Annotated in this window: 25 protein-coding genes; 18 read left to right on the top strand and 7 right to left on the bottom strand. The window is 64.5% G+C overall.

Annotated features, from left to right (window positions below; genetic code table 11):
* Window positions 1-16: 16 nt before the first annotated feature.
* The 13 genes from iolE to L610_RS02465 all read left to right on the top strand — a co-directional run bounded on the left by iolE (window position 17) and on the right by L610_RS02465 (window position 10,166).
* Window positions 17-916: a myo-inosose-2 dehydratase gene (gene iolE, locus L610_RS02405; protein ID WP_144702164.1), complete on the top strand. Its 900-nt coding sequence runs from the start codon at window positions 17-19 to the stop codon at window positions 914-916.
* 15 nt (window positions 917-931) lie between these two features.
* On the top strand, window positions 932-1,141 hold the full coding sequence (locus L610_RS02410; protein ID WP_024848854.1) for a hypothetical protein: 210 nt from the start codon (window positions 932-934) through the stop codon (window positions 1,139-1,141).
* The gene (iolB, locus tag L610_RS02415) at window positions 1,134-1,931 is read left to right on the top strand and encodes a 5-deoxy-glucuronate isomerase (RefSeq protein ID WP_024848853.1); all 798 of its coding nucleotides are present in this window, start codon (window positions 1,134-1,136) and stop codon (window positions 1,929-1,931) included. Before L610_RS02410 ends, iolB begins: the two co-directional genes overlap by 8 nt.
* Window positions 1,932-2,216: 285 nt before the next feature.
* On the top strand, window positions 2,217-3,083 hold the full coding sequence (locus tag L610_RS02420) for an urease accessory protein UreD (RefSeq protein ID WP_144702167.1): 867 nt from the start codon (window positions 2,217-2,219) through the stop codon (window positions 3,081-3,083).
* 7 nt (window positions 3,084-3,090) lie between these two features.
* On the top strand, window positions 3,091-3,393 hold the full coding sequence (locus L610_RS02425; protein WP_144702170.1) for an urease subunit gamma: 303 nt from the start codon (window positions 3,091-3,093) through the stop codon (window positions 3,391-3,393).
* A gap of 27 nt (window positions 3,394-3,420) precedes the next feature.
* Complete coding sequence (locus tag L610_RS02430) at window positions 3,421-4,008, top strand: HupE/UreJ family protein (RefSeq protein ID WP_144702173.1); 588 nt, start codon at window positions 3,421-3,423, stop codon at window positions 4,006-4,008.
* Window positions 4,009-4,010: 2 nt separating this feature from the next.
* Entirely contained in the window at window positions 4,011-4,316 is a 306-nt protein-coding gene (locus tag L610_RS02435) for an urease subunit beta (RefSeq protein ID WP_144702176.1), read from the top strand.
* A complete protein-coding gene (ureC, locus tag L610_RS02440) occupies window positions 4,316-6,028 on the top strand; it encodes an urease subunit alpha (RefSeq protein ID WP_144702179.1) in 1,713 nt (570 codons plus the stop codon). The genes L610_RS02435 and ureC overlap by 1 nt, the downstream gene beginning before the upstream one ends.
* Before the next feature lie 11 nt (window positions 6,029-6,039).
* The gene (locus L610_RS02445) at window positions 6,040-6,582 is read left to right on the top strand and encodes an urease accessory protein UreE (protein WP_144702182.1); all 543 of its coding nucleotides are present in this window, start codon (window positions 6,040-6,042) and stop codon (window positions 6,580-6,582) included.
* A complete protein-coding gene (locus L610_RS02450) occupies window positions 6,575-7,237 on the top strand; it encodes an urease accessory protein UreF (RefSeq protein WP_210245989.1) in 663 nt (220 codons plus the stop codon). Before L610_RS02445 ends, L610_RS02450 begins: the two co-directional genes overlap by 8 nt.
* A complete protein-coding gene (gene ureG, locus L610_RS02455) occupies window positions 7,234-7,866 on the top strand; it encodes an urease accessory protein UreG (RefSeq protein WP_144702185.1) in 633 nt (210 codons plus the stop codon). Before L610_RS02450 ends, ureG begins: the two co-directional genes overlap by 4 nt.
* 131 nt (window positions 7,867-7,997) lie before the next feature.
* A complete protein-coding gene (locus L610_RS02460; RefSeq protein WP_144702188.1) occupies window positions 7,998-9,170 on the top strand; it encodes a DJ-1/PfpI family protein in 1,173 nt (390 codons plus the stop codon).
* Between the two features lie 24 nt (window positions 9,171-9,194).
* Window positions 9,195-10,166 carry a GlxA family transcriptional regulator gene (locus L610_RS02465; RefSeq protein WP_144702191.1) on the top strand — a complete coding sequence of 324 codons (972 nt, stop codon included), beginning with the start codon at window positions 9,195-9,197 and terminating at the stop codon, window positions 10,164-10,166.
* Here L610_RS02465 and L610_RS02470 read toward each other — a convergent pair.
* The 4 genes from L610_RS02470 to L610_RS02485 all read right to left on the bottom strand — a co-directional run bounded on the left by L610_RS02470 (window position 10,163) and on the right by L610_RS02485 (window position 15,548).
* The gene (locus L610_RS02470; protein ID WP_144702194.1) at window positions 10,163-10,723 is read right to left on the bottom strand and encodes a dihydrofolate reductase family protein; all 561 of its coding nucleotides are present in this window, start codon (window positions 10,721-10,723) and stop codon (window positions 10,163-10,165) included. The two genes, L610_RS02465 and L610_RS02470, sit on opposite strands and share 4 nt — an antisense overlap.
* Window positions 10,724-10,842: 119 nt before the next feature.
* Window positions 10,843-12,069, bottom strand: a complete 1,227-nt coding sequence (gene eutH, locus L610_RS02475; RefSeq protein WP_144702197.1) for an ethanolamine utilization protein EutH — start codon at window positions 12,067-12,069, stop codon at window positions 10,843-10,845.
* A 108-nt stretch (window positions 12,070-12,177) separates the two neighbouring features.
* Window positions 12,178-14,637 (bottom strand): FAD-dependent oxidoreductase, encoded by a 2,460-nt coding sequence (locus tag L610_RS02480; protein ID WP_144702200.1) that lies wholly within the window; start codon window positions 14,635-14,637, stop codon window positions 12,178-12,180.
* On the bottom strand, window positions 14,634-15,548 hold the full coding sequence (locus tag L610_RS02485) for a choline/ethanolamine kinase family protein (protein ID WP_144702203.1): 915 nt from the start codon (window positions 15,546-15,548) through the stop codon (window positions 14,634-14,636). The genes L610_RS02480 and L610_RS02485 overlap by 4 nt, the downstream gene beginning before the upstream one ends.
* 145 nt (window positions 15,549-15,693) lie before the next feature.
* Here L610_RS02485 and L610_RS02490 point away from each other — a divergent pair, with 145 nt between their 5' ends.
* Window positions 15,694-16,464, top strand: a complete 771-nt coding sequence (locus tag L610_RS02490; RefSeq protein ID WP_024849057.1) for a DeoR/GlpR family DNA-binding transcription regulator — start codon at window positions 15,694-15,696, stop codon at window positions 16,462-16,464.
* A 24-nt stretch (window positions 16,465-16,488) separates the two neighbouring features.
* On the opposite strand, the gene L610_RS02495 is transcribed toward L610_RS02490, so the two are convergent.
* Entirely contained in the window at window positions 16,489-17,457 is a 969-nt protein-coding gene (locus tag L610_RS02495) for a UDP-glucuronic acid decarboxylase family protein (protein WP_024849058.1), read from the bottom strand.
* A complete protein-coding gene (locus tag L610_RS02500) occupies window positions 17,454-18,851 on the bottom strand; it encodes an NAD(P)/FAD-dependent oxidoreductase (RefSeq protein ID WP_024849059.1) in 1,398 nt (465 codons plus the stop codon). Before L610_RS02500 ends, L610_RS02495 begins: the two co-directional genes overlap by 4 nt.
* Window positions 18,852-19,103: 252 nt before the next feature.
* On the opposite strand from L610_RS02500, the gene L610_RS02505 reads away from it, so the two are divergent.
* From L610_RS02505 to L610_RS02520, 4 genes are all read left to right on the top strand, one after another.
* Window positions 19,104-20,132, top strand: a complete 1,029-nt coding sequence (locus tag L610_RS02505; protein ID WP_144702206.1) for an ABC transporter substrate-binding protein — start codon at window positions 19,104-19,106, stop codon at window positions 20,130-20,132.
* 79 nt (window positions 20,133-20,211) lie between these two features.
* The gene (locus L610_RS02510) at window positions 20,212-22,443 is read left to right on the top strand and encodes an iron ABC transporter permease (protein WP_144702209.1); all 2,232 of its coding nucleotides are present in this window, start codon (window positions 20,212-20,214) and stop codon (window positions 22,441-22,443) included.
* A complete protein-coding gene (locus L610_RS02515; protein WP_144702212.1) occupies window positions 22,440-23,498 on the top strand; it encodes an ABC transporter ATP-binding protein in 1,059 nt (352 codons plus the stop codon). Before L610_RS02510 ends, L610_RS02515 begins: the two co-directional genes overlap by 4 nt.
* A 44-nt stretch (window positions 23,499-23,542) precedes the next feature.
* Window positions 23,543-24,343 (top strand): inositol monophosphatase family protein, encoded by an 801-nt coding sequence (locus tag L610_RS02520; protein WP_144702215.1) that lies wholly within the window; start codon window positions 23,543-23,545, stop codon window positions 24,341-24,343.
* 124 nt (window positions 24,344-24,467) lie between these two features.
* Here the strand turns inward: L610_RS02520 and L610_RS02525 are convergent, their stop codons facing one another.
* Window positions 24,468-25,499 (bottom strand): histone deacetylase family protein, encoded by a 1,032-nt coding sequence (locus L610_RS02525; RefSeq protein ID WP_024849064.1) that lies wholly within the window; start codon window positions 25,497-25,499, stop codon window positions 24,468-24,470.
* Window positions 25,500-25,641: the final 142 nt, after the last annotated feature.

The following is a 25,641-nucleotide window of genomic DNA, read 5'->3' on the forward strand; positions in this document are numbered from 1 at the left end:
GATCACGAAGGCAGTCATGATCCTCTACGGCACCAATCCCATCGCGTGGTCCAACGATGACGACCAGACGCTCGGCCAGCACATCTCCCTCGAAACCTGCCTGGCGCAGGCTGCCGAAATCGGCTTCGACGGTATCGAGAAGGGCCACAAGTTCCCGACCGAGCCGGCGGGGCTAAAGGCGGCGCTGGAGCCGCATGGCCTACGCTTCGTCTCGGGCTGGTATTCGCTCAACCTGCTGACGCGTTCGGTTGAGGAAGAGAAGCGCGCGATCCAGCCGCATCTCGACCTTCTCAAGGCGATGGGCTGCCCGGTCTGCATCGTCTGCGAATGCTCCAACGCCATCCACGGCAACGACGCGGTTCCGGTCAATGACCGGCCGAAGCTGACCGAGGAGCAGTGGCCGAAATTCGCGGCGGCTCTTGAGGAGATCGCACAGTACTGCGCCGACCAGGGCGTTACGCTCGTCTACCACCACCACATGGGCACGATTATCGAGGCCGAGGACGAGATCGACCGGCTGATGGAGCTGACCGGCCCGGCGACGCAGCTGCTGCTCGATACCGGCCATGCCTATTTCGGCGGCGGCGACCCGGAAGCCCTCGCAAAGCGTCACATGAGCCGCGTCTCGCACATCCATGCCAAGAACGTGCGCGCCGACGTGATGCGGCAGGTGCGCGAGGAACGTCTGAGCTTCCTTGAGGGTGTGCGTCGCGGCGTCTTCACCGTGCCCGGCGATCCGGCAGGCGCGGTGAACTTCGGGCCGGTTCTCAAGATCGCGGCCGAGCATGGCTATTCCGGCTGGCTGGTGATCGAGGCCGAGCAGGACCCGGACGTGCGCGATCCGGTCAAGTACCAGTCGATGGGCCTCAACGCGCTGAAGCAGATGGCGCGCGAGGCGGGCCTCGACCGCGGCTGACGGAACGGACGGCCCATGCGCATCCTCGAGACCGACCACCCGTTCTTCCGCCCCCTCTGGGTGCGGGTGGCAATCGTCGTCGTCGCCTTCGCCTGGGCCGCGTTCGAATTCTCGCATGGCGAGGGCGTATGGGCGCTCGTCTTCGGCGCGATCGGCTCCTACTGCGCCTGGGCGCTGCTCATCAGCTACAGAACACCTGAAGGGAAGGACGGACAGAATGGCTGATCTGCTGGTCAAGCCGCGCGGCACGCATGGCAAGGTTCACGACATCACGCCCGAGAGCGCGGGATGGAGCTATGTCGGCTTCGGGCTCTACCGGCTGCTGCCGGGCGAAACCGCAGCGGAAGCCGCGGGCCAGCGCGAAGTTATCCTCGTCCTCGTCGAGGGCAAGGCGCGGGTTTCTGCTGCTGGTCAGGATTTCGGCCTGCTTGGCGAGCGCATGAGCGTGTTCGAACGCCTCAAGCCGCATTGCGTCTACGTACCAAACGGCTCGCAGTGGCAGGCCGTTGCGGAGACCGAATGTACGCTCGCCGTCTGCTCCGCGCCCGGCAAGGGCGGTCATCCGGCCACCGTCATCACCGACATCGGCTTCGAGGAACGCGGCAAGGGCGCGAACACCCGCTACATCCATCCGATCGCGATGGAGGACACGGATGTCGCCGACAGCCTCCTCGTCACGGAAGTCTTCACCCCGGCCGGCAACTGGTCGTCCTACCCGCCGCACCGGCACGACGAGGACGATTTCCCAAACATGACCTATCTCGAGGAGACCTACTACCATCGCCTCAACCCGTCTCAGGGTTTTGGCTTCCAGCGGGTCTTCACGGAGGACGGCTCGCTCGACGAGACGATGGCGGTGTCGGACGGCGACGTGGTGCTGGTGCCGAAGGGCCACCATCCCTGCGGCGCGCCCTATGGCTACGACATGTACTACCTGAACGTCATGGCCGGCCCGCTGCGCAAGTGGCGCTTCAAGAACCATCCGGACCACGACTGGATCGTCCGCAGCGCCTAACCCTGCCCGTTTTCGCGCCAACCGCTAGCGGGGCCCGCGCCGGCGGCGGTTGCTGGCTCGCTTCTGACTAAGGATTGAGCAGGTCGCGCAATATTTGCTTAAGCATTAATCAGCAGCCTCCCGCGCTTTCGCCGCCGGATCTGGCACAATCCGTTCATTTGCGGGCGCTTCTCCCCCGAGTCCTCGGGTTGGCACGTTCATTGAATAGCATCCTCAGGCCGGCGCTGCAGTTGCGCGCCCGGCGATCGCAGTTTCAACGAATTCGCGCGGGGATTTCTGAGCCGAATGTACGCGGGTGCCTCATGCCTCGAGCCTGAAGGGGATTTTCCGTCATCCCCGGTTGCCGCCGCTCTGCCAAAAATGCAGAGGGCGCGCGGGCATTCGCGCATCTCCTTCAAGCGCCGCGACAAGATCTCGTGCCTCGACCGGCTGTTCCAGGAAGGCTGCGCCAAGATCCGCCTGCCGCGCATGCTGGATACCATTCCCGAGGCTGTACTGATCAACACGGCCGGCGGCCTAACCGGCGGCGACCACCTGACGACCGAAGTTTCGCTGCAGGCAGGCGCTCAAGCCGTCATGACCACGCAGGCCTGCGAGCGCATCTACCGATCGACAGGAAGCGACGCCGAGGTCCTGACGCGCGTCGAGCTGGCTAAGGGCGCACGGTTCGACTGGCTGCCGCAGGAGACGATCCTGTTCGACGGCGGGCGCCTGTCGCGCCGCTTCGAGGCCGATCTTGCCGAAGGCGCAGAACTTCTTGCCGTCGAAGCGCTCGTGCTCGGCCGCGAGGCCATGGGCGAGACAGTCACTTCCGGCCTGTTCCGCGACCGCTGGCGCATCCGCCAGAACGGGAAGCTCCTCTTCGCCGACGATCTGCGTCTTTCCGGTGACATTGCCGCACTGGCAGCAGAGCAGGCAGCGCTCGGCGGCAATCGCGCGATCGCCACGGTCCTGCTCGTCACCGAAGACGCCGACCAGCTTCTCGACCCACTGCGCGACGTGATCGGCGACGCAGGCGGTGCAAGCGCATGGGACGGCAAGCTCGTCGCCCGTCTTGCCGCGCCTGACAGCCTCACGTTGCGACGCTCCCTCATTCCCGCGCTCGCGGTTCTCCTGGGCGGAAGAGCCCTACCCAAAGTCTGGCAGATCTGAGTTTTCCATGAACCTGACCCCAAGAGAAAAAGACAAGCTCCTCATCGCAATGGCCGCCATCGTCGCGCGGCGCAGACTCGAGCGCGGCGTCAAGCTCAACCATCCGGAAGCAATCGCGCTCATCACCGACTTCGTCGTCGAGGGTGCGCGCGACGGCCGCTCCGTCGCCGATCTGATGGAGGAAGGCGCACACGTCATCACCCGCGACCAGGTGATGGAGGGCGTCGCCGAGATGATCCACGACGTCCAGGTCGAGGCCACCTTTCCCGATGGCGTCAAGCTGGTGACGGTCCATCAGCCTATTCGCTAACGCAGGTTGAAACCGGAAGAATAAGCCATGAAGCGCATCGCACTCACCCTCGGAGCAGTCGCCGCGACCTCCGCCCCTGCCCTCGCCCACTTCGACCCTGTCGAGCACGGCTCCTTCACTGCAGGCTTCTCGCATCCGTTCTTCGGCGCAGATCATGTGCTTGCCATGGTCGCCGTCGGCCTGTGGGCCTCGATGCTCGGGGGCCGCGCGATCCTGACGGTCCCGGTGGCCTTCGTCGCCTGCATGGCCGCCGGCTTTGCCGCCTCGCTGATGGCGCTGCCGCTTCCCCTCGTCGAGCCGGTGATCCTGGCTTCCGTGATCGGTTTTGGCCTGCTGGCCATGGTTTCGCTGCGTGTCCCGGCTGCAGCGGCAGCTGCCATGGTCGGCTTCTTCGCCTTCTTCCACGGTCATGCACATGGTTCCGAGCTCGGTGCCGCCGGTGCGCTGACCTTCGGTCTTGGCTTTGCTGCCTCGACAGTCCTGCTCCATGCAGCAGGCATCGGCCTCGGCATCGCGCTCGGCAAGGCTGGCCGCGCCTCGTCTGGCAACATCCTTGCCCGCCTGCTCGGCGCCGCGACCGCCCTTGGCGGCGCATGGCTCGCGGTTGGAGCATGAACATGATCCCCGGCGAAATCATTCCGGCAAAAGGCGAGATCGTCCTCAACGAGGGCAAGGAGGCGATCACGCTGCGCGTCGCCAATCGCGGCGACCGCCCGGTGCAGGTCGGCTCGCACTACCATTTCTATGAAACCAACGAAGCACTCGACTTCGACCGTGAAGCAGCGCGCGGCATGCGCCTCGACATCGCCGCAGGCACGGCGATCCGGTTCGAGCCGGGCCAGGCACGCGAGGTGCGGCTCGTGCCGATCGGCGGCGCACGCCGCATCTTTGGCTTCAACAGTCGAGTGACAGGACAGCTCTGATGCCAGCGACGATTTCCCGTTCGGCCTATGCCGACATGTACGGCCCGACGGTCGGCGACCGCGTCCGCCTTGCCGACACCGACCTCATCATAGAGGTCGAGAAGGACTTCACCACCTATGGCGAGGAAGTGAAGTTCGGCGGCGGCAAGGTCATCCGCGACGGCATGGGCCAGAGCCAGGTGTCTCGCGCCGAAGGCGCTGTCGACACCGTCATCACCAACGCGCTGATCGTTGACCACTGGGGCATCGTCAAGGCCGACGTCGGGCTCAAGGACGGCCGCATCGTCGCCATCGGCAAAGCCGGCAACCCGGACACCCAGTCAGGCGTCAACATCATCATCGGCCCGGGCACCGAGGCGATTGCCGGCGAAGGCCGCATCCTGACCGCAGGCGGCATGGACGCGCACATCCACTTCATCTGCCCACAGCAGATCGAAGAAGCGCTGATGTCGGGCGTCACGACGATGCTCGGCGGCGGCACCGGCCCGGCTCACGGCACGCTGGCAACAACCTGCACGCCGGGGCCGTGGCACATCGCCCGCATGATCCAGTCGTTCGACGCCTTCCCGATGAACATCGGCCTTTCCGGCAAGGGCAACGCCTCGCGTCCCGAAGCGCTGATCGAGATGATCAAGGGCGGCGCCTGTGCGCTAAAGCTGCACGAGGACTGGGGCACGACCCCGGCCGCGATCGACTGCTGCCTGTCGGTGGCGGACGACTACGACGTGCAGGTGATGATCCATACCGACACGCTCAACGAAAGCGGCTTCGTCGAAAACACCGTCGCCGCCTTCAAGGGCCGCACCATCCACGCCTTCCACACCGAGGGCGCGGGCGGCGGTCACGCGCCGGACATCATCAAGGTCTGCGGCCTGCCGAACGTCATCCCGTCCTCGACCAACCCAACGCGGCCCTACACGCACAACACCATCGCCGAGCACCTCGACATGCTGATGGTCTGCCATCACCTGTCGCCGTCGATCCCTGAGGACATCGCGTTCGCCGAAAGCCGCATCCGCAAGGAAACGATCGCGGCTGAGGACATCCTGCACGACATGGGTGCGTTCTCGATCATCTCCTCCGACAGCCAGGCCATGGGCCGCGTCGGCGAGGTGCTGATCCGCACCTGGCAGACCGCGCACAAGATGAAGGTCCAGCGCGGACGTCTGCCGGAGGAAACCGGCGACAACGACAACTTCCGCGTCCGCCGCTACATCGCCAAGTACACGATCAATCCGGCCATCGCCCACGGCATGTCAGCACATATCGGCTCGGTCGAAGTCGGCAAGCGCGCCGACCTCGTGCTGTGGAACCCGGCCTTCTTCGGGGTGAAGCCGGACATGGTGCTGGTTGGCGGCACGATTGCGGCAGCTCCGATGGGCGACCCGAACGCCTCGATCCCGACACCGCAGCCGGTGCACTACCGGCAGATGTTCGGCGGGTTCGGCCGCGCACCGGCGGCCTCGTCCGTCACCTTCACCAGCCAGGCGGCGATAGACCTTGGCCTGCGGGAGAAGCTTGGCGTCGCCAAGGAAATGTTGGCGGTCGAGAACACCCGTGGCGGCATCTCGAAGGCGTCGATGATCCTCAACAACGCAACACCGCACATCGAGGTCGATCCCGAGACCTATGAGGTGCGGGCCGACGGCGAGCTGCTGACCTGCGAGCCGGCGACTGTGCTGCCGATGGCGCAGCGCTACTTCCTGTTCTGAAGGCAAGAGAGATGCTTCGCGCCCTATCCTACATCCGCAACGGGGAGGACCAGCGGCCCTCCTCGGCCACCATACGCCTCGCGCAGGACAAGCGGCACCTGCGCCGAAAGCGCATCACGCTCCACAGCGGCGAAGATGTCCTCGTCGACCTGCCCGAGCCAGTGCTCTTCGCCAACGGGGATCGCCTCGTCCTGGAAGACGGCCGACAGGTCGAGATCATCGCCGAGGAGGAAGAACTCTTTGAGGTGGTGCCGCGTGACGTGCTGCACCTTGCCGAGCTTGCCTGGCACCTCGGCAACCGCCACTTCCAGGCGCAGATCGAGATCGAGCCCCTGCGCATCCTGATCCGCCGCGATCACGTGCTGCGCGCGATGCTGGAAGGCCTGGGCGCGACGGTGCGCGAGACAGTCGCTCCGTTCCAGCCGGTGCATGGCGCCTATCACGGGCATGGTCACGCGCATGATGGTCATCACCATCATCACGATCATGAACACGAACACGGCCACAGCCACGATCACGGGCACGGCCATCACCACCATCATCATCATGACTGAGGCGCCGACATCAGCGCTGTTGCGGTTGATGACCTGGCTCTCGCCGGCCTTTCCGGTTGGCGCCTTTGCCTACAGCCACGGGCTGGAGCGGGCGATCGAGGAGCGCAAGGTGCGCGACCGCGTGTCACTCATCGGCTGGCTTCAGGTCCTGCTTGAGCATGGTTCGGCCTGGAATGATGCGGTGCTGCTGGCTGAGGCCTGGCGCGAGGTATCGACTTCCGGCGATTGCTCTGAAGTCGCCGAACTTGCCGAGGCACTGGCGGGCGCGCGCGAGCGCCACATGGAGACGATGCTGCAGGGCGAAGCCTTTGCTACTGCCATCACCGCATGGTCGGGCGAAGATGACCAGAGCGAACGCATTGCCTATCCGGTGGCAGTCGGTCAGGCTGCCGCGCGGCATGGCATTGAGCTGGAAGATGCGCTTGCCGCCTACCTCCACGCCTTCGCCTCCAACCTCATCCAAGCGTCCGTGCGCCTTGTGCCGCTCGGCCAGCGCGACGGCGTGAAGGCGACGGCGGCGCTTGAACCTGTCATTCGCGCGACTGCGGCGCGGGCGGCCGTGTCGACGCTGGACGACCTTGGTTCCTCCGCATTCATGTCCGACATCATGTCGATGCGGCACGAAGTTCAATATTCGAGGGTATTTCGATCATGAGTTCACTGAACGGGCCGCTGCGGGTCGGTATCGGCGGGCCGGTGGGAGCCGGCAAGACAACGCTCACCGAGATGCTCTGCAAGGCGATGCGTGACCGCTACTCGGTCGGCGTCGTCACCAACGACATCTTCACCAAGGAAGACGCGCTGATCCTCAACCGGCTGCAGGCGCTGCCGGAGGACCGCATCATCGGCGTTGAGACCGGCGGCTGCCCGCACACGGCAATCCGCGAGGACGCGTCGATCAACCTCGCTGCGGTCGCCGAGATGCGCCGCCGCTTCCCCGACATCGACGTTGTCTTCATCGAGTCTGGCGGCGACAACCTCGCCGCGACTTTCTCGCCCGACCTTGCCGACATAACCATCTACGTCATCGACGTCGCCGGCGGCGAGAAGATTCCGCGCAAGGGCGGCCCCGGCATCACCCGCTCGGACCTGCTCATCATCAACAAGATGGACCTTGCACCGCATGTCGGCGCGAACCTCGACGTGATGCGGGCGGATGCCGAGAAGCAGCGCGGCAGCGCGCCGTTCCTGTTCACGGATCTTCGCCGCCGCATCGGCGTCGACGAAATCATTGCCTTCCTTGAGGAGAATGGTGGCCTCAGCCCACGCCTAGCCGCGGAGTGACGCTCTTCCGGTTGGCAGGAAAACGCCTTCTTTTGACGTTTCTGCCAGGCTTTTCTGGCCCTAGACTTTCCGGGACCTGACGCCGGCGCCCACCCTCACGGGGGCGCTGCCTTGTTCCGGAAGGTCATCCCATGCGCAAATCCTACTTGTTGTGGGGCATACTCGGGCTGGTCGCGCTTGCCCTGGCGGGCTTTGGCGGCTGGCTGCTCACCTTGCCCAATCCAGTTTCCACTGCCGCACCGGACGTACCCCCGTCGGAAACTGAGGCGATGCTCGCGTCGCTGAAGCCGCCGAAACGTGAGCGGCCGCTCGTCGCGATCATCGGCATCAACGACGCCACCGAGACGACCGACTACATGATGCCGGCCGGCATCCTGCGCCGCGCGGACGTTGCCGACGTGGTGATGCTGGCGACAGACGCCGGTCCGGTGAAGCTTTACCCCGCCCTGACGGTCGAACCCGATGCGACGATTGCAGAATTCGACGCCGCACATCCCGAGGGAGCCGACTACGTCATCGTCCCGGCGATGAGTCGCGACGATGACCCGGCCGCACTCGAATGGATCAGGAGCCAGGCGGACAAGGGTGCGAACATCGTCGCCGTCTGCGCCGGTGCCAAGGTGCTGGCGGCGGCCGGGCTGCTCGAGGGAAAACGCGCCACCTCGCACTGGTACTATCTCGAACGGGTTCTGGAGCTCAGCCCGACGGCGATCTATGTGCCCGACCGGAGGATCGTTACCGACGGCAAGGTGACCACCACCACCGGCATCAGCGCATCGATGCCGATGATGCTGACGCTGATCGAAGCGATTGCCGGTCGTTACAAGGCGGAGGAGATCGCGCGCGATCTGGGCGTCGAAGCCTGGGACACCCGTCACGCCAGCGGCGCCTTCCGCATCACCCGGCCGTTTGCCACGACGGTACTGACAAATCGGCTCGCCTTCTGGCGCAACGAAGAGCTCGGCATTCGCCTCCAGCCGGGTATCGATGAAGTCTCCCTCGCTCTGATCGCCGACGCATGGTCGCGAACCTACCGCTCCAGCGTTTCAACCATCGCCGGGTCGTCTGAGCCGATCGAAAGCCTCAGCGGGCTTCGTCTGATCCCGGACCAGGCGGGTGCGGTGGTCGCTGCCGACCACATCGTCCCGACATTCCCGAACCGTCCGCCTGCGGTCGCGCTCGATGAAACGCTTGCGGCCATTGCCGCGCGCTATGGCGAGCGCACCATGGACGTCGTTGCCATGCAGCTCGAATACCCCCAGGCACAGGAGAACATGGACGCGCGTGGTGCGGGCACTAACTGACGGGCGAACGACGAGGTTGTTGGCATGCACAGGATCGTCCTGGTCACCTATCCCGGCTTCGAGCTTCTCGACGTGTCCGGACCCGCTTCCGTCTTCAATGGCGCGAACCGGGCGCTCGCGCGGCGCAACAAGCCGGCCGTCTACGAGATCAGGCTTATCTCAGCGACCGGTGGGACGGTCACGAGCAGCAGCGGCGTTGCGGTCGAGACGATGGCGGTTAGTGATCTCCTCCCCGCCGACGTCGACACGCTGCTGATTGCCGGTGCCGAGCGTGAGCCGCTGCTCGAAGCCGTCAGGAACGAGGCACTGAGGCGCGCGCTGCCCCGGCTCGTTCCGCAGACGAAGCGCTATGGCTCGGTCTGCACCGGGGGCTTTGTCCTTGCTGCGCTTGGCTTCCTCGACGGCAAACGGGTTGCCACTCACTGGGACTCCAGCGAGCCGCTGACGGCAGCCTTTCCCAACGTCAGCGTCGACTCCGACGCGCTCTATGTCGTCGACGGCGAGGTATGGACCTCGGCAGGTGTCACCACCGGCATCGACATGGCGCTGGCAATGGTGGCACAGGACATCGACTCCACGATTGCCAGCGAGGTGGCGAAACGGCTGGTGCTCTATGCGCGGCGGCCGGGCTACCAGTCGCAGTTCAGCCCGGTCCTGCAGGCGCAGGTGAAGGGCGATAGTCCCTTCGCCGAGCTGATCGAGTGGATCCAGGAAAACCTCGGCGCGCAACTCGATGTCCCGATCCTCGCTGAACGCGCGGGCATGACGGAGCGCACCTTTCACCGCAAATTCGTCGCCTCGACCGGCGAGACCCCTGCCCGCTTCGTCGAGATCGCCCGGCTGGATGCCGCGCGCATGCTCTTGTCACGCGGCCTGTCGCTCAAGTCGGTCGCGGCGCAGGTCGGGCTCTACCCGCCGGCGCGACTCACCGAGGCGTTCGAGCGGCGCTTCGGCATCGCCCCGCGCCTGTTCCGCGACATGCATGCCGAACTCTAGGACGCGTTGTATCTCGGCTCGTAGAACAGGATGACGGCACCCGTCTTCAACGGCCGCGTTTCCTTGAGCCGCATGCGCAGCTGGCCCTCAAAGGGCTTGAACAGCGGGTTGCCCTTGCCGAGCACGACCGGCGCGAGGCAGAGGCGGTATTCATCGACCAGCTTGTGCCGCAGAAGCTGCGCCACCAGCTCGGCGCTGCCGAACGCGTAAATGTTCTTGCCGGGCTCTGCCTTCAGCTTCCTGATCGCTTCGGGCATGTCTGCGTCGAGGACGCGGCTGTTGTTCCAGTCCGCGTCCTTGAGGGTTCGCGAGACGACGATTTTCTCGATGGAGTTCATGAAGTCAGCGATCTCGCCTGTGGCCTTCGTCCAGTGCGCGGCCATCCCCTCATAGGTGACACGCCCGAACAGCAGCACGCCGGCGTCGTTCAGCTGTTCGAGGCTGAATGCTTCGAGATCTTCACCCCATGCCGTCTCGTGCATGGAGAGGTCCCACTTGTCGAAACCTTCGAAGGAACCGTCGAGGGACATCAGGTTCCAGACAATGAGTCTGCGCATGCACGTTCCTCCCGCGCTTGGCCAGGTTCAGGGGGTGATCCTATGGAGCGTAGGCGCGCGATGCAAACCGGCATGCGCCGGGAGCCCGCCACTGGCAGGCTCCCGGGCAAGATTGTCGCCTATTCCGCCGGCTGGGCGATTGCCGGGGCAGCCGGTTCCTTTTGTGCCAGCTCTTCGGCCTTCGGCACCGACAGCCACACGGCGAGCAGGAAGCCGGACGCGCCACCGAGCAGCTTGCCGAGCATCAGCGGCAGGATGATCGTCGGCTGGAAGTTGGCCGAGAAGGCAAGATGGTCGCCGAAGGTGAAGGCGGCGCAGACGGCAAAGGCGATTGCCAGCACCTTGTCCTTCGGGCGCATGCGGCCGACGAGACGGTACATGGCAAGGATGTTGGCGCTCGCCGCGAGCAGGCCCGCCGCACCTTCCGGCTCGACGCCGATGCGTGAGCCCAGGGCCTTCATCGGGCCATCGAGATACTTCGTCAGCAGGTAGACCATCGGGAACGCGCCCGCGAGCATGATACCGATGTAGCCGGCGATCTCCAGCGCGCGGAACTGGTCCGCCTCGTCCGCAATGATGGGATCGAAGCCCCACGAGCCGAAGACCGCCGAGAAGAAGCCGGTGAAGTACTCGACGATGGAAGCTACCAGCACCAGGGTGATGCCCGCATACATGATGCGGCCGAACCACAGGAAGCCCTTGATCATCGCGTCCGGCACGAAGCGAAGGCCAAGAGCGATGGCAACGCAGAAGACGATCAGCGGGAAGAGATTGCGCAGGATCTCGCCGATGCCCATCGTCACTGCATGGGTGGCTTCTGCCGTCGTTGACACTTCCGGACGGATCTCGAGGCCGGATAGCGAGATCAGCGCCGAGGCGATGAAGACGCCGATCGGCACACTGAGAATGCCGGACATGATGCCGAGCGCCATGTACTTGTGGTCCGCCTTGTCGAGCATGGCGAGACCGACCGGGATAGAAAAGATGATGGTCGCGCCCGACATGAACGACACGATCGCCGCGACGAGCCACGCGTCACGCGAGCCGGCCAGCGCATCGGCGAGCTGGTAGCCGCCCATGTCGCCGGCGATCAGCGTGGTCGCGGCGATCGCGGGGTCCGCGCCGACCAGGCCGAACAGCGGGCCAACCGCAATGCGGATGAACTCGGAAAGGTAGGGGATCGAGGCCATGATGCCTGCGACGGGGATGAAGATCGGACCGATCGAATGCAGTCCCTCGATGAATTCCTTGCCGAGCCCCTTTTCGGGGTCACGGATCGACGCGATTGCGCCTGCGACGGCGCATATCATGATGATGTAGATGATGTAGGTACCGATAGACGCCATTTTCCGGCCTCCCATTGGCGCGCTTCATGCGCGCGGCTTCCCCTCTCCGCCGTCCGGCAGGTTCCCCTCTGCCGTCAGCGGCACTTCATGCCGCCCCATCGATTGCCGTCAGGCTTTGACGCGTTCTCCCTTCGGATCATAGAGCGGCTCCAGATGGATCGTTGCGTCGACGACCTCGTTGGCGACGACCAGCTGGTATTTCCCGGCCTTCAGGAAGGCCTCATCGACACCTTCGGCGTTGCGCACGTAACCAAGCCCGATCGGCTTGCCGACCGTGTAGCCATAGCCGCCGCTGGTGAGGTAGCCGACCGGCTCGCCGTTGCGCAGAATCGTCTCGCGGCCGAGCAGCACGACGTCCGGATCGATCGTCGTGAAGGTGGCGAGCTGCTTCGGTAGCGGCTGTGACGATGCTGCCTCGACTGCCTCGCGGCCAACGAAGGGCGTGTTGCGCTTGAGCTTGACGGCCCAGCCAAGGCCTGCCTCGAACGGATTGTCGTTCGGCGTGATGTCAGAACCCCAGGCGCGATAGCCCTTTTCAAGGCGCAGCGACTCGATCGCGCGGTAACCGACCGGTCGGATGTCGTGCGGCTTGCCGGCCTGCATCAGCGCGTCGAATACGTCGCCGGTGCCTGCGAGCGGTACGTGCAGCTCCCAGCCGAGTTCGCCGACGTAGGTCACACGCAGCGCGCGCACCTTGTGCCCCGCGACTTCGATCTCGCGCACATGGCCGAACGGGAACGCCTCGTTCGATACATCCGCATCCGTCACGGCCGCGAGCACATCGCGCGACCTCGGCCCCATCAGCGACAGAGTGCCGAACTCTTCGGTGACGTCTTCGATCGTGGCATTCGCACCCTGCGGCAGATGGTCCCTGATCCAGGCAAAGTCATGCGTGCGCGAGCCGGTGCCCGTGACGATGTAGAACCTGTCTTCGGTAAGGCGCGCGACGGTCAAATCGCATTCGATCCCGCCGCGGCTGTTGAGGATCTGTGTGTAGGTGAGCCGCCCCACCGGCTTGGCGACGAAGTTGGAGCAGACATATTCCAGCGCGGTGGCCGCATCCGAGCCACTCACCTCATACTTCGCGAACGACGACTGGTCGAAGACGCCAACCTTTTCGCGGACGTGAACGTGCTCGATGCCGACGTGCTCGAACCAGTTCTGCCGCCCCATCGAATAGATGTCGCGCGGCTCCATACCTTCAGGCGCGAACCAGTTCGGCCTCTCCCAGCCCAGTTTGGAACCGAACACGGCGCGATACCCCTTGAGGCGCTCATAGAGCGGCGAGACGATGCGCGGGCGCCCGCTCTCGTACTCCTCGTGCGGGAAGGCGACGGTGTAGTGCTTGCCGTAGGCCTCAAGGGTACGCTCCTCGACCCATTTGCGGTCGCGGTGAAGGCCTGAGAAGCGGCGGATGTCGACGACCCAGAGGTCGAGCGGAGCCTCACCGCGCACCACCCACTCGGCCAGCACCCAGCCGGCGCCTCCGCCTGAGGCGATGCCGAAGGCGTTGAAGCCGGCACCAACGAACATGTTGGCGCATTCGGGCGCGAGGCCGAGGATGAAATTGCCGTCCGGCGTGAAGCTTTCGGGGCCGTTGATCATCTGCTTGACGCCAACGGTTTCGAGAGCCGGCACACGGGCGATCGCCTGCGTCAGATGCTGCTCGAAATGATCGTAGTCGTCATCGAACAGTTGGAACTCCCACTCGTCGGGCACGTCGCCATTTGGCAGACCCGTCGCCCAGGACTGAGGGTTCGGCTCGTAGCCGCCCATGACGAGGCCACCGACTTCTTCCTTGAAGTAGGTCCGCCGGTCGGGGTCGCGAATGGTCGGGGCGTCCGACGAGAGGCCCTCGATCTTCTCGGTGACGATGTACTGGTGCTTCACAGGGTGCAGCGGCACGCTGACACCGGCCATCGCGCCGATCTGCCGCGCCCACTGGCCGCCGCAGTTGACCACCTTCTCGCAGTTGATGCGCCCCTGATTGGTCTCGACGGCGGTGATGCGGTTGCCGTCCATGACGAAGCCGGTGACGCGCACCTTCTCGAACAGCTTCGCGCCGTGCATCCGCGCCCCCTTGGCGAGCGACTGAGTGATGTCGGAGGGGCTCGCCTGACCGTCAGTGGGCAGCCACGATGCGCCGATCAGGTCGGACGTCTCCATCAGCGGCCACATGCGCTTCACCTCCTCAGGACTGATGAGGTGCATCTCCATGCCGAAGGAGCGCGCGGTGGTGGCAAGGCGGCGAAACTCGGTCCAGCGGTCGGGTGTGGTCGCCAGCCGCAGGCAGCCGGTCATCTTCCAGCCGGTCTCGAGGCCGGTTTCCTCATGCAGGCGCTTGTAGAGGTCGACCGAATATTTCAGGACGCGGGTGATCGACGCCGACGAGCGCAGCTGGCCGACGAGACCCGCAGCATGCCAGGTCGAACCTGAGGTGATCTGTCCCTGCTCAAGCAGGACGACATCAGCCTTGTGGTCGCGTGCCAGATGGTAGGCGGTCGAGCAGCCAATGATGCCGCCCCCGATGACGACGATCTCTGCGTGGGAAGGAAGGGTCTGACTCATCGACGGGCACATCCATGTCTCGTGCGGTATTCATCCAGCGCCGCCTCAAGACGGTGCAGGTTCATCTCGGTGTAGGCGACGTAGTCGGTGCCGGGCGCGTTGAGGTAAAGCTCCGATACCATACTCCACATCGCCTCGCGCAGCAGCGACGCGCACTGCATTGCTGCCAGCGAGCGCCGCAGGCCCTCATCCGGCGGGCGGCCGAAATAGACTTCCAGCAGCTCCTCCGACTCCTCGGCGGAGAACCCGGCATTGGAAGACAGCCCGGCAAGATCGAACATCGCCGTCGAGAAGCCGGCATATTCGAAGTCGATCAGCCAGAGCCGGTCGCCGTCATCCAGAAAATTGGCAGGCAGAAGGTCGTTGTGACCGAAGACGATCGGCAGCGGCACCTGCGCGGCCTCGAGATCGTCGGCGAGTTCGAGATAGTCCGGCAGCTTCTCGATCATGCGGCTGCCGCCTTCGCGCAGCGTTCGCGCATAATCGCGGATCACATGGAACGGCCAGAACATGAAGCCGGGGCCGGAAACGTGATGCGGCATTTCATGATGGAACGCCCGCACCGTCTCGGCAATGCGGCTGATATTGGCGCGCACGTCCACATCCTTGTAGGTGCGCGCTTCGAGATAGCGGGACACCATGATGCCGGGTTCGGCGTATTCGACCGGCGGCGCAAATGACGCCCGTTCGGCGGCGCGCGCCGTCATCAGCTCGCGATCGCGCAGCACATGGTGGAACGGATAATCCTCGCCGAGACGGACAACATGGCCGCCGTTGCGGTCCTGCACCAGCCAGCTCTCGTTGCTGATGCCGCCCAGCAGCGGACTTATCTCGATCGGACCGTTCCAGATCGGCAATGCCTTGATCTGGGCCTCACGTTCCGTCCCGATTTCGCGGAGCTGATGCGCCATCCAACCTCCCGCAGTCTGACACTTCATCCACAAACAGGATTGATCCGGCTTTACGTAGAGTCAACTGGAATTGTGGATTTTTGACCGTTCTTGCGTGTAGACTCTTCCGAAACAGGCACAAACAGTCATTCTGCAGGCGCACCGAATGAGCTTCACCGACTACTCCCCCCGCCACGGCCGCATCCTCACTGTCCTGCGTGAGCAGGGCACGATCGCCGTCAACGATCTGGCTCAGATGCTGGACGTGTCGGCCGAGACGGTGCGGCGTGACATCAAGACGCTCGCCTCGCGCGGCGATATCGTGCGCATGCACGGCGCAATCGGCTTGCCGTCGGTGGTGAGCGAGGCGCCCTTCGAGCGCCGCATGCGCGAGAACCGTGAGGCGAAGGAAGCAATCGCAAGAGTCGCGGCCTCGACCATTAGAGACGGCGAGTCGATCATGCTCGACACTGGCACGACGACGAGCCTGCTGGCGCGTGCCCTGCTTGACCATCGTCGCCTCACCGTGGTGACGAACTCGTCGGACATCGCCCGCACGCTCGCCACGGTCAACGGAAACAAGGTCTACATGGCGGGCGGCGAGTTGCGCAGCGACAGCGGCGCGGCCCTTGGCTATTCGGCCATTGAGTTCATCAGCCGCTTTAGCGTCGACCACGCGATCATCTCCGCAGGTGCCGTCAATGCCGCGAACGGCGTGGCAGACTACGACCTTGAGGAGGCCCAGTTCGGACAGGCGGTGCTCACCCGCGGCCGACGGCGGCTGGTGGTGACCGACGCTTCGAAGTTCGGACAGAAGGGCCTGGTGCGCGTATGCGGCTTTGCTGATTTCGACGAGCTGATCTCGAACCGGATGCCGCCACAGGAGCTTGCGGATGCGCTGGCCGCGGCCGAAGTGCGCATTTCGATCAGCCAATGAGACCCGCGGATTGGAGTGAGCTGCTCAGGCGACCTTGCTCGCTTGACGAAACCATTCGATCGTTTGCGGCAAACCTTCTTCCAGCGGCACGCGCGGTTTCCAGCCGAGCAGGGTCCTCGCCTGGCTGATGTCCGGCCTGCGCATGCGCGGATCGTCCTGCGGCAGCGGCTTGTGTAAGACCGGGACGGAGCGGCCGGTGAGTTGTGTCACCAGTTCGGCAAGCTGATTGATGGTGAACTCGCCGGGATTGCCGAGATTGACGGGCGCGCGCGGGTTGGGCTCGACCCTGAGCAGCCGGATCATGCCGTCGATCAGGTCGGAAACGAAGCAGAACGAGCGGGTCTGCTCACCATCGCCATAAATCGTCAGCGGCTCCCCGTTCAGCGCCTGGTTGACGAGGTTCGAGACGATGCGTCCGTCGTCTGGCTGCATGCGCGGCCCGTAGGTGTTGAAGATGCGCACGACACGCACATCGGCGCGGCGAAGCCGGAGAAAGTCAAAGCACAGGGCCTCAGCAGCGCGCTTGCCCTCGTCATAGCAGGCGCGCGGGCCGGTGCAGTTGACGTTGCCGAGATAGTCTTCTGTCTGCGGATGAACGGCCGGATCACCATAGATCTCGCTGGTCGATGCCTGCAGGAAACGGGCCCGGTGTTTCTCAGCGAGTTTCAGCAGATTGTGCGTTCCGACAACGCTTGTCATCAGCGTGTGCACAGGATCGGCCTGATACCGGGGTGGTGAGGCGGCGCAGGCGAGATTGACCACCTCGTCGAGCGGCTCGTCGACCTCGAGTTCGTTACAGATATCGTGCCGGATCAGCCGGAAGCGAGGGTGGTTGGCGAAGCTGATTATGTTGTTGCGCGAGCCGGTGAGAAAACTGTCGACGCAGATGATGCGGTCTCCCTGCGCGAGCAGCGTCTCACAGAAATGCGAGCCCAGAAATCCGGCGCCGCCGGCAAGAAGCACCGTTCGTGGGCGCTGATCTGCAAAAGTCATGGATTTTCCCGGAGCTGGCGTTCGACATGATGTTCCTGCCGCCCAATCATGTCCTGCCCGGATTGTTCCCTTTCAACGCCGGGCGCTTTGATCTGCGGCTTCTCATGCTGCGTTCCGCCGGGTTCGGGATAGATCATCCGCGCGCCACGATCGTAGGTCAGGTACCGCCACAGCCAGCTCATCGAGACGGACAGGCGGTGCTGGAAGCCGACCAGCAGGTATACGTGGACGATAGCCCATAGCAGCCACGCGAACCAGCCGCGCAACTTGAGCTTGCCACGCTCGAAGACGGCGGCGTGACGACCGATGATCGCGGTGTTGCCGCGGCTGTTATAGCGGAATGGCGGAATCTGCTCGCCATCTGCAAGATACCCCGGCAGGTGCTTTCCCAGATGCGCGCCCTGCTGCTTGGCGACCTGCGCGAGTCCTGGAAGTGGCTGGCCGTTCTCGTCCTCGAGATGAGCGAGATCGCCCAGGACAAAGATCTCCGGATGCCCATCGATGGTGAGGTCCGGCCGCACGATGACGCGCCCGCCCCGGTCGAGCGGGACGTCGAGCAGCTTGCCTAGCGGTGAGGAGCCAACCCCCGCCGCCCACAGCGCGAGGCCGCAGGGCAGCACCTCGTCGCCCAGCACCACGTGATCGGCCGCGATATGCTGGACGCGCGTGTTGGTGCGCACATTGACTCCGAGCCGCAGCAGCCGCTCCAGCGCGTATTCCGACAGCGACGGATCGAAAGCAGCGAGCAGCCTCGGCCCGCCTTCCGCTAGCACAATCCGGGCCTCCTTCGGAGAGATCTTTCGGAAATCGTCGGCCAGCGTATAGCGCGACAGCTCCGCAATTGATCCCGCCATCTCCACGCCGGTCGGCCCGCCGCCAATGACGACGAAGGTCATCAGCCGGCGCCGTTCGTCTGGATCCGCCGTCTGCTCGGCGCGCTCAAACGACAAGAGCAGCCGGGAGCGGATCAGCCGGGCGTCCTCGATCGTCTTGAGGCCCGGCGCATGCTCAGCCCAGGCGTCATTGCCGAAGTAGAAGGGAATGCTGCCGCTCGCCAGGATAAGATGCGAATAGGAGACAGAGCGCCCGTCTGCGAGATGAACCCGGCGAGCGTCCTTGTCGATGCCCGTGACTTCGGCATAGACCACCTGGACTGAGGGGTAGTTGCGCAGGATCTTGCGCACCGGTTCAGCAACATCCGGCGCCGACAGCGCCGCGGTTGCGACCTGATAAAGCAGCGGCTGGAACAGGTGGTGGTTGTTGCGGTCTATCAGCACCACGCGCACGCCGGCGCGTCCCAGATGCTTCGCCGCCTCCAGCCCGCCAAAGCCCGCGCCCACGATAACGACGCAGGTCAGGTCGTTCGAAAGAATGCTGACTTTGCCTTCGTTCATCGCCCCTACCGCTTTCGTGGGAATACGATCCAGCCGCGCTTGCGCGTCGCCAGGCTACGCCTTGTGATGACGGAAGCGCCGAGGCCGCAGATGGTTCCCCGCGACGGACGTTGCGCCAGCTGAAGCGCATTCGCAGGGGCCTCACACTGTCAAGACGACGTTTGACAGTGGCATGAATATCCTGCAGCATTTCCGTACGCTTATAAAAGAAGCGGCAGACGTGGAGGCGTCTGACACCGGAGGAGAACGCTCATGACTCGAGTCAAAGTCGTCGCGGCTTACCTTGCCGCAGGCGCATCAATTTTCTCGTTCAGCGCCAGGGCTGAAGGCGACCTCAACCTGATCTGCTCTGCCGACGTGGTAATCTGCGAATTGCTGCAGGAAACCTTCCAGAAGGAGACCGGCATCTCGGTCAACATGGTGCGCCTGTCGTCGGGCGAAACCTATGCGAAGGTGCGCGCCGAGGCGCGCAACCCGAAGACCGACATCTGGTGGGGCGGCACCGGCGATCCACACCTGCAGGCGGCGTCCGAGGACCTGACCGTCGAGTACAAGTCGCCCATGCTCTCCGAGCTGCATGACTGGGCGGTGAAGCAGGCCGAGAGCGCTGGCTACAAGACCATCGGCGTCTATGCCGGTGCCCTTGGTTGGGGCTACAACACCGAGATCCTCGGCAAGAAGAACATCAAGGAACCGGCCTGCTGGGCCGATCTGCTCGCGCCCGAACTTAAGGGCGAGATCCAGATGGCGAACCCGAACTCGTCGGGCACCGCCTACACGGCGCTCGCCTCGCTCGTTCAGATCATGGGCGAGGACCCGGCCTTCGACTATCTGAAGAAGCTGAACGAGAACATCTCGCAGTACACCAAGTCGGGCTCGGCGCCCGTGAAGGCAGCCGGGCGCGGCGAGACCGCGCTCGGCATCGTCTTCCTGCATGACGCGGTTGCGCAGACGGTGGAAGGCTTCCCGGTCAAGTCAGTCGCGCCTTGTGAAGGCACCGGCTACGAGATCGGCTCGATGTCGATCATCAAGGGCGCGCGCAACATGGACAACGCCAAGAAGTGGTACGACTGGGCGTTGAAGCCGGAAACGCAGTCGCTGATGAGGGAGGCAAAGTCCTTCCAGCTGCCGTCCAACAAGAACGCCGAGGTTCCGAAGGAAGCCCCGCGCTTCGAGGACATCAAGCTGATCGACTACGACTTCGTCACCTACGGCGATCCGGAAAAGCGCAAGTCATTGCTCGAGCGCTGGGACCGTGAAATCGGCGCAAGCGCGAACTGACCGAACGGTCAGGGCAGAGGCAGCCGGAGCCTCCGGCTGCCTTTCTCCCCCATGACTTGAACCGTGCGACAGGGATCTGATGGGAAAGAGCAATCGCCGATTGGACTGGTGTTTTGCGGCCGGCATTATCGCGCTGCTGCTCCTGCCCTGGTACAGGATCGAGCGAGGCGGCTTCTTCGGCTTTTCGTGGCTCGGCAACTTCCCCCGCGGCTCGAACGAGGCGCCGGGCCTGCTGCAGGCCACCATGCACGGCCGCTGGTGGCTTTGGGTCGCGATTGCCCTGTTTGCCGTCGCCATCCTCATCCGCGTTGCGTCTCCTCAGTCAGAACGGCGCGGCTCCTGGCTTGCGCTGATCGGCGGGCTTGGACTAGGCTTCCTCGCGCTGCAGGGACTTGCCATTGGCTTTGCCGGCTGGACCTGGATGATCTCTGAAAACACCCTGGGCCCGCTTTCAACGGGCCAGCCCGCGATGGGCGCCGGCGCCATCACCCTGTCCATCATCTTCACGCTGATCTTCTCGTTCGGCATGGCCGAGCGCGGTGCGCTCAAGGGCGACACCTTCGTCGTCGGCGCCATCAGCCTGCTGGTGCTGCTGGTCTCGGTTTTCGTATTCTACCCGCTGATCAGCATGTTCATCGGCGCGTTCCAGGACTTCGACGGCTCGTTCAAGCCGGACGGCTTCCTGCGCAACATTGTCGACCCGTCGATCTGGAGCCTCAACTGCGTCATCGACGCCGGGCGTTGCGGCATTGCCTGGCGCACCTTCTTCCTCGCGATCATCACCGCGTTGGGCTCGACCATCCTCGGCCTCGCTTTTGCGCTGGTCGCGACCCGAACCGGCTTCCGCTTCAAGAAGGGGCTGCGGCTTCTCACGATCCTTCCGATCATCACCCCGCCTTTCGTCATAGGCCTTGCGCTGATCCTGCTGTTCGGCCGCGCCGGCGTCGTTACGCTCACCCTGTCGAACCTCTTCGGCATCGAGCCGGGCCGCTGGCTCTACGGGCTGACCGGCATCTGGATCGCGCAGGTGCTGTCCTTCACGCCCATTTCGTTCCTCGTGCTGATCGGCGTCGTCGAGGGCGTCAGCCCATCGATGGAAGAAGCCTCGCAGACGTTGCGCGCCAACCGCTGGCGTACCTTCTGGCACGTCTCACTCCCGCTGATGAAGCCCGGCCTCGCTAACGCCTTCCTGATCGGCTTCATCGAAAGCATGGCTGATTTCGGCAACCCGCTGGTGCTGGGCGGCAGCCACGGCGTGCTTTCGACCGAAATCTTCTTCGCCGTCGTCGGTTCGCAAAACGACCCTTCGCGCGCCGCGGTGCTGGCGATTGTGCTGCTCTGCTTCACGCTCTCGGCCTTTCTTGCCCAGCGCCTCTGGCTCGGGCGCAAGAACTTCGCCACCGTCACCGGCAAGGGCGACAGCGGCAACCATGCCGCCCTCCCCCGCTCGATCAACATCGGCGTGCATGCGCTGGTGATTCCCTGGGCGATCTTCACCCTCGTCGTCTACGGTATGATCGTCGCCGGCGGCTTCATGAAGACCTGGGGCCTCGACAACAGCTTTACCCTTGAGCACTACATCCGCGCCTTTTCCATCGCCTTCACCGACAACGGCATCGTCTGGACTGGCGTCGCCTGGAACTCGTTCTGGACGACGATGAAGATCGCGCTCGCCTCGGCACCGCTTACTGCCGCCGTCGGCCTGCTCACCGCCTATCTGATCGTGCGCCAGCGCTTTGCAGGGCGCGAACTGTTCGAGTTCGCACTGATGATGAGCTTCGCCATTCCCGGCACCGTCATCGGCATCAGCTACATCATGGCCTTCAACCTGCCGCCGCTGGAGATGACCGGCACGGCGGCGATCCTGATCGCCTGCTTCGTCTTCCGCAACATGCCGGTCGGCGTGCGCGGCGGCGTGGCGGCCATGAAGCAGCTCGACCAGAGCCTCGACGAGGCCTCGCTGACGCTGCGCGCCAACAGCTTCCGCACCATCCGCAAGGTGATCCTGCCGCTCCTGCGCCCAGCCATCACTGCCGCGCTGGTCTATTCCTTCGTCCGCGCCATTACCTCGATCAGCGCGGTGATCTTCCTCGTCAGCGCCGAATACAACATGGCGACCTCCTATATCGTCGGCCTCGTCGAGAACGGCGAATACGGTGTGGCCATCGCCTATTCCTCTGCGTTGATCGTGGTGATGATCCTCATCATCGCGTGCTTCCAGCTGCTGGTCGGCGAGCGACGCCTGCGCCGCCGTCCCGAACAGGCAGGCGCCGTGCTGCCCGTACCCGTTCCCGAGGAGAAAGCCGCATGAGTTCGACAGGATCGGTCGTCTTCCAGAATGTCCGCAAGGTCTTTGGCTCGTTCACGGCCATCCACGACCTGTCGCTGACGATTGAGCCGGGCACACTGGTTACGCTGCTAGGCCCCTCCGGATGCGGCAAGACGACGACGCTGCGCATGCTCGCGGGCCTCGAGCACCCAACCTCCGGCCGCATCCTGATCGGCGGCAAGGACGTTACGAAACTGCCCGCTAACGAGCGCGACGTGTCTATGGTGTTCCAGTCCTATGCGCTGTTTCCGCATATGACTGCGGCGCAGAACGTTGCCTACGGCCTCGCTTCATCTGGGCTCAAGCCGAAGGAAGCGGTCGAAAAGGCCGAGGAAGGGCTGCGGCTCGTGGGCCTCGCCGGCCTTGGCGATCGCCTGCCATCCGAACTCTCGGGCGGCCAGCAGCAGCGCGTCGCGGTCGCCCGCGCGCTCGTGCTCGAGCCGCAGGTGCTGCTCCTCGACGAGCCGCTCTCCAATCTCGACGCGCGCCTCCGCCGGCGGGTGCGCACCGAGATCCGCGACCTGCAACAGCGGCTCGGCTTCACCGCCGTCTACGTCACCCATGACCAGGACGAGGCGCTCGCCGTCTCCGACCGCATCATCGTCATGAAGGACGGGCGCATTGCGCAAGAGGGTGCGCCGCGCGAGCTCTATGAAGCGCCAGCATCCTCCTTCATCGCCGACTTCATGGGCGAGGCGAACGTCATGCCCTGCGATGTCGTCGGCTTCGAGGGCGACCAGGCGATGATCCGGCTGGGCGCGCTCACCCATCGCGTGCCGCGCCGCAACGTCTCGCAGCCGGGAGCGGCCAAGCTCGCCGTGCGGCCTAATGCGATCGTACTCGAGCCTGCCGACAAAGCGCCGTTCGGCGGCGTCGTCACCCACTCCGCCTATCTCGGCGACCATGTCGAATACGAGGTCGAAACCGACGCCGGCCGGCTGTTCGTCATCGATCCTGCCGTCGAGCGCATGCTGCCCGCGACGACTCCGGTAGCAATCGCCTTTCGCAATCGCGGAATTGCGATCATAACAAGCTGAGAATTCTTGCCCCCAACGAAGACCCGCCAGACCCGAGGATTTGCATGAGCACCGAAGACCTCGCCTCCTATGAGGACAGGCAGAGATTTGCCGAAGCCGTAGCGCGCGAAGCCGGACGGCTGGCCTTCGACTATTTCAACCGCCGCAGCACCCTCGTCATCGAGATGAAGCGCGACCCGCAGGACGTCGTCTCGATTGCCGACCGCAATGTCGAGACGCTGATCCGCGAGAAGATCGGCGAGCGCTTTCCGGGCGACGGCATCCTTGGCGAGGAATATGGCCTCGCCGATGCGACTTCCGGCTTTACCTGGGTGATCGACCCGATCGACGGCACCAGCCCGTTCGTCAACGGCATGCCGACCTGGTGCGTCTCGATCGCGCTTCTCCATCGCGGCGAGCCGGTGGTCGGCGTCATCTATGCGCCATGCCAGGACGAGCTCTTTTCGGCAGCGCTTGGCCGCGGCGCGTCGATGAACGGCACGCCGCTCTCGCTCGACGCCACCCGGACGATCCGCAACGCGGTCACGGGCATCGGCGCCAACCACTATGTTGCGCCGCAGGTCGTAGCAAAGGTAGTCGAGGACCTGCTTGGCGCGGGCGGCACCTTCATCCGCAACGGCTCCGGCGCGCTGATGCTCGCCTATGTCGCCGCAGGCCGTCTCGTCGGCTACTACGAGCCCTACATGCATGCCTGGGACTGCCTTGCCGGCTATTGCCTCGTGCGCGAAGCGGGCGGCTGGTTCCTCCCCTTCCCGGTCGAAGGCGAATCCCTCACCAAGGGTGCCCCGGTGCTGGCGGCAGCTCCCGGTGCGATCGATGACCTCCGGGCAATAGCCGGGCACTAGTTACCCCGGAAGATATGTCAGCCGGATCACCCCCTCGCCGATCTGCACGAAATCGGCGAGCCGCAGGCGGGGGCGTGCGCGCAAAAACCGGGACGGAGCGGCCCCTCAGCCTTGAGATTGATCGCTACTTGTCCTCAAAGCCGGTCAGCACGCCGACGGCGTTGATGCCGATCTCCTCGACCGCATAACCGCCTTCCATGACGAACAGCGTCGGCAGGCCAAGCTTTGCAATGCGGCGGCCGATCAGCGGATAGTCGCTGCTCTTCAGCTTGAACTGGCTGATCGGGTCCTTCTCGAAGGTGTCGACGCCCAGCGAGACAACCACGACGTCGGGCGCGAAGTCGGCAAGCTTGCGGCAGGCATTGTCGAGTGCGTCGCTCCAGACCTCGAAACTGGTACCAGCCGGCATCGGGTAGTTGAGGTTGAAGCCTTCGCCCTCACCCTCGCCCTTCTCGTCGGCATGGCCGAGGAAGAACGGATACTCGTTCATCGGGTCACCATGCAGGTTGAGCACCTGGACGTCGCCGCGGCTGTAGAACATCTGCTGGGTGCCGTTGCCGTGGTGGTAGTCGACGTCGAGGATCGAGACACGCGCCGCTCCCTGGTCGCGGAACCACTGCGCCACGACGGCGGCGTTATTGATGTAGCAGTAGCCACCCATGAAGGCGTCGCCCGCATGGTGCCCGGGCGGACGGCAAAGAGCGAATGCGGCCGGCTCGCCGTCCTTGACGAGGCGCGCGGCCGTCATCGCCACCTCATGGGAGGACTTGATCGCCTCCCACGTTCCCTTCACGAATGGCGCGCCGGCATCGAACGAATAATAGCCGAGCTTTGCCTCGATGGTTTCCGGCACCACGTCTCCGCGCAGGCCGCGGGTCGGCCAGGTGAAGGGCAGCGCAGATCCCGAGCGGCCGGACGCTTCCCAAGCCGGATAAACCGTCGGGAGGAAATCGATGTAGTCGGCGCGATGGATGCGCTTTGCAGCCGCAAGGTCATGCGCCTCGGGTCCGAGGATCGGGCCGAGCTTCACGTCCTCGACCCGCTGACGGATGTATTCCGCGCGGGACGGCTTCTCAAAGCCCGGCACCAGCGCGCCGGCCACCAGCTCCATCGTTCCGCCATGACCGGCGTGCAGCGGCGAATAGATTGTCTTCATGCAATTCCTCTCCCCAAGAGTCAGGCGAAGCTAAGCGCGCCTGCAGGCGTCTGGCAAGCGCTGTGCCAACCGGCCGACACCGTCTGGTCCGGCCAGTTGCGGGAGACCTGGCGAGGCAAGATTGCCCGCCAGATGTGCAGTG

The sequence above is a fragment of the Aminobacter sp. J44 genome (genome assembly GCF_007829415.1).
Taxonomy (GTDB): domain Bacteria; phylum Pseudomonadota; class Alphaproteobacteria; order Rhizobiales; family Rhizobiaceae; genus Aerobium.

Excerpts from the sequence above, each read along its gene's own strand:
- iolE (WP_144702164.1), top strand. The coding sequence starts at position 17 with ATGATCCTCTACGGCACCAATCCCATCGCGTGGTCCAACGATGACGAC.
- L610_RS02410 (WP_024848854.1), top strand. The coding sequence starts at position 932 with ATGCGCATCCTCGAGACCGACCACCCGTTCTTCCGCCCCCTCTGGGTG.
- iolB (WP_024848853.1), top strand. The coding sequence starts at position 1,134 with ATGGCTGATCTGCTGGTCAAGCCGCGCGGCACGCATGGCAAGGTTCAC.
- L610_RS02420 (WP_144702167.1), top strand. The coding sequence starts at position 2,217 with ATGTACGCGGGTGCCTCATGCCTCGAGCCTGAAGGGGATTTTCCGTCA.
- L610_RS02425 (WP_144702170.1), top strand. The coding sequence starts at position 3,091 with ATGAACCTGACCCCAAGAGAAAAAGACAAGCTCCTCATCGCAATGGCC.
- L610_RS02430 (WP_144702173.1), top strand. The coding sequence starts at position 3,421 with ATGAAGCGCATCGCACTCACCCTCGGAGCAGTCGCCGCGACCTCCGCC.
- L610_RS02435 (WP_144702176.1), top strand. The coding sequence starts at position 4,011 with ATGATCCCCGGCGAAATCATTCCGGCAAAAGGCGAGATCGTCCTCAAC.
- ureC (WP_144702179.1), top strand. The coding sequence starts at position 4,316 with ATGCCAGCGACGATTTCCCGTTCGGCCTATGCCGACATGTACGGCCCG.
- L610_RS02445 (WP_144702182.1), top strand. The coding sequence starts at position 6,040 with ATGCTTCGCGCCCTATCCTACATCCGCAACGGGGAGGACCAGCGGCCC.
- L610_RS02450 (WP_210245989.1), top strand. The coding sequence starts at position 6,575 with ATGACTGAGGCGCCGACATCAGCGCTGTTGCGGTTGATGACCTGGCTC.
- ureG (WP_144702185.1), top strand. The coding sequence starts at position 7,234 with ATGAGTTCACTGAACGGGCCGCTGCGGGTCGGTATCGGCGGGCCGGTG.
- L610_RS02460 (WP_144702188.1), top strand. The coding sequence starts at position 7,998 with ATGCGCAAATCCTACTTGTTGTGGGGCATACTCGGGCTGGTCGCGCTT.
- L610_RS02465 (WP_144702191.1), top strand. The coding sequence starts at position 9,195 with ATGCACAGGATCGTCCTGGTCACCTATCCCGGCTTCGAGCTTCTCGAC.
- L610_RS02470 (WP_144702194.1), bottom strand. The coding sequence starts at position 10,723 with ATGCGCAGACTCATTGTCTGGAACCTGATGTCCCTCGACGGTTCCTTC.
- eutH (WP_144702197.1), bottom strand. The coding sequence starts at position 12,069 with ATGGCGTCTATCGGTACCTACATCATCTACATCATCATGATATGCGCC.
- L610_RS02480 (WP_144702200.1), bottom strand. The coding sequence starts at position 14,637 with ATGAGTCAGACCCTTCCTTCCCACGCAGAGATCGTCGTCATCGGGGGC.
- L610_RS02485 (WP_144702203.1), bottom strand. The coding sequence starts at position 15,548 with ATGGCGCATCAGCTCCGCGAAATCGGGACGGAACGTGAGGCCCAGATC.
- L610_RS02490 (WP_024849057.1), top strand. The coding sequence starts at position 15,694 with ATGAGCTTCACCGACTACTCCCCCCGCCACGGCCGCATCCTCACTGTC.
- L610_RS02495 (WP_024849058.1), bottom strand. The coding sequence starts at position 17,457 with ATGACTTTTGCAGATCAGCGCCCACGAACGGTGCTTCTTGCCGGCGGC.
- L610_RS02500 (WP_024849059.1), bottom strand. The coding sequence starts at position 18,851 with ATGAACGAAGGCAAAGTCAGCATTCTTTCGAACGACCTGACCTGCGTC.
- L610_RS02505 (WP_144702206.1), top strand. The coding sequence starts at position 19,104 with ATGACTCGAGTCAAAGTCGTCGCGGCTTACCTTGCCGCAGGCGCATCA.
- L610_RS02510 (WP_144702209.1), top strand. The coding sequence starts at position 20,212 with ATGGGAAAGAGCAATCGCCGATTGGACTGGTGTTTTGCGGCCGGCATT.
- L610_RS02515 (WP_144702212.1), top strand. The coding sequence starts at position 22,440 with ATGAGTTCGACAGGATCGGTCGTCTTCCAGAATGTCCGCAAGGTCTTT.
- L610_RS02520 (WP_144702215.1), top strand. The coding sequence starts at position 23,543 with ATGAGCACCGAAGACCTCGCCTCCTATGAGGACAGGCAGAGATTTGCC.
- L610_RS02525 (WP_024849064.1), bottom strand. The coding sequence starts at position 25,499 with ATGAAGACAATCTATTCGCCGCTGCACGCCGGTCATGGCGGAACGATG.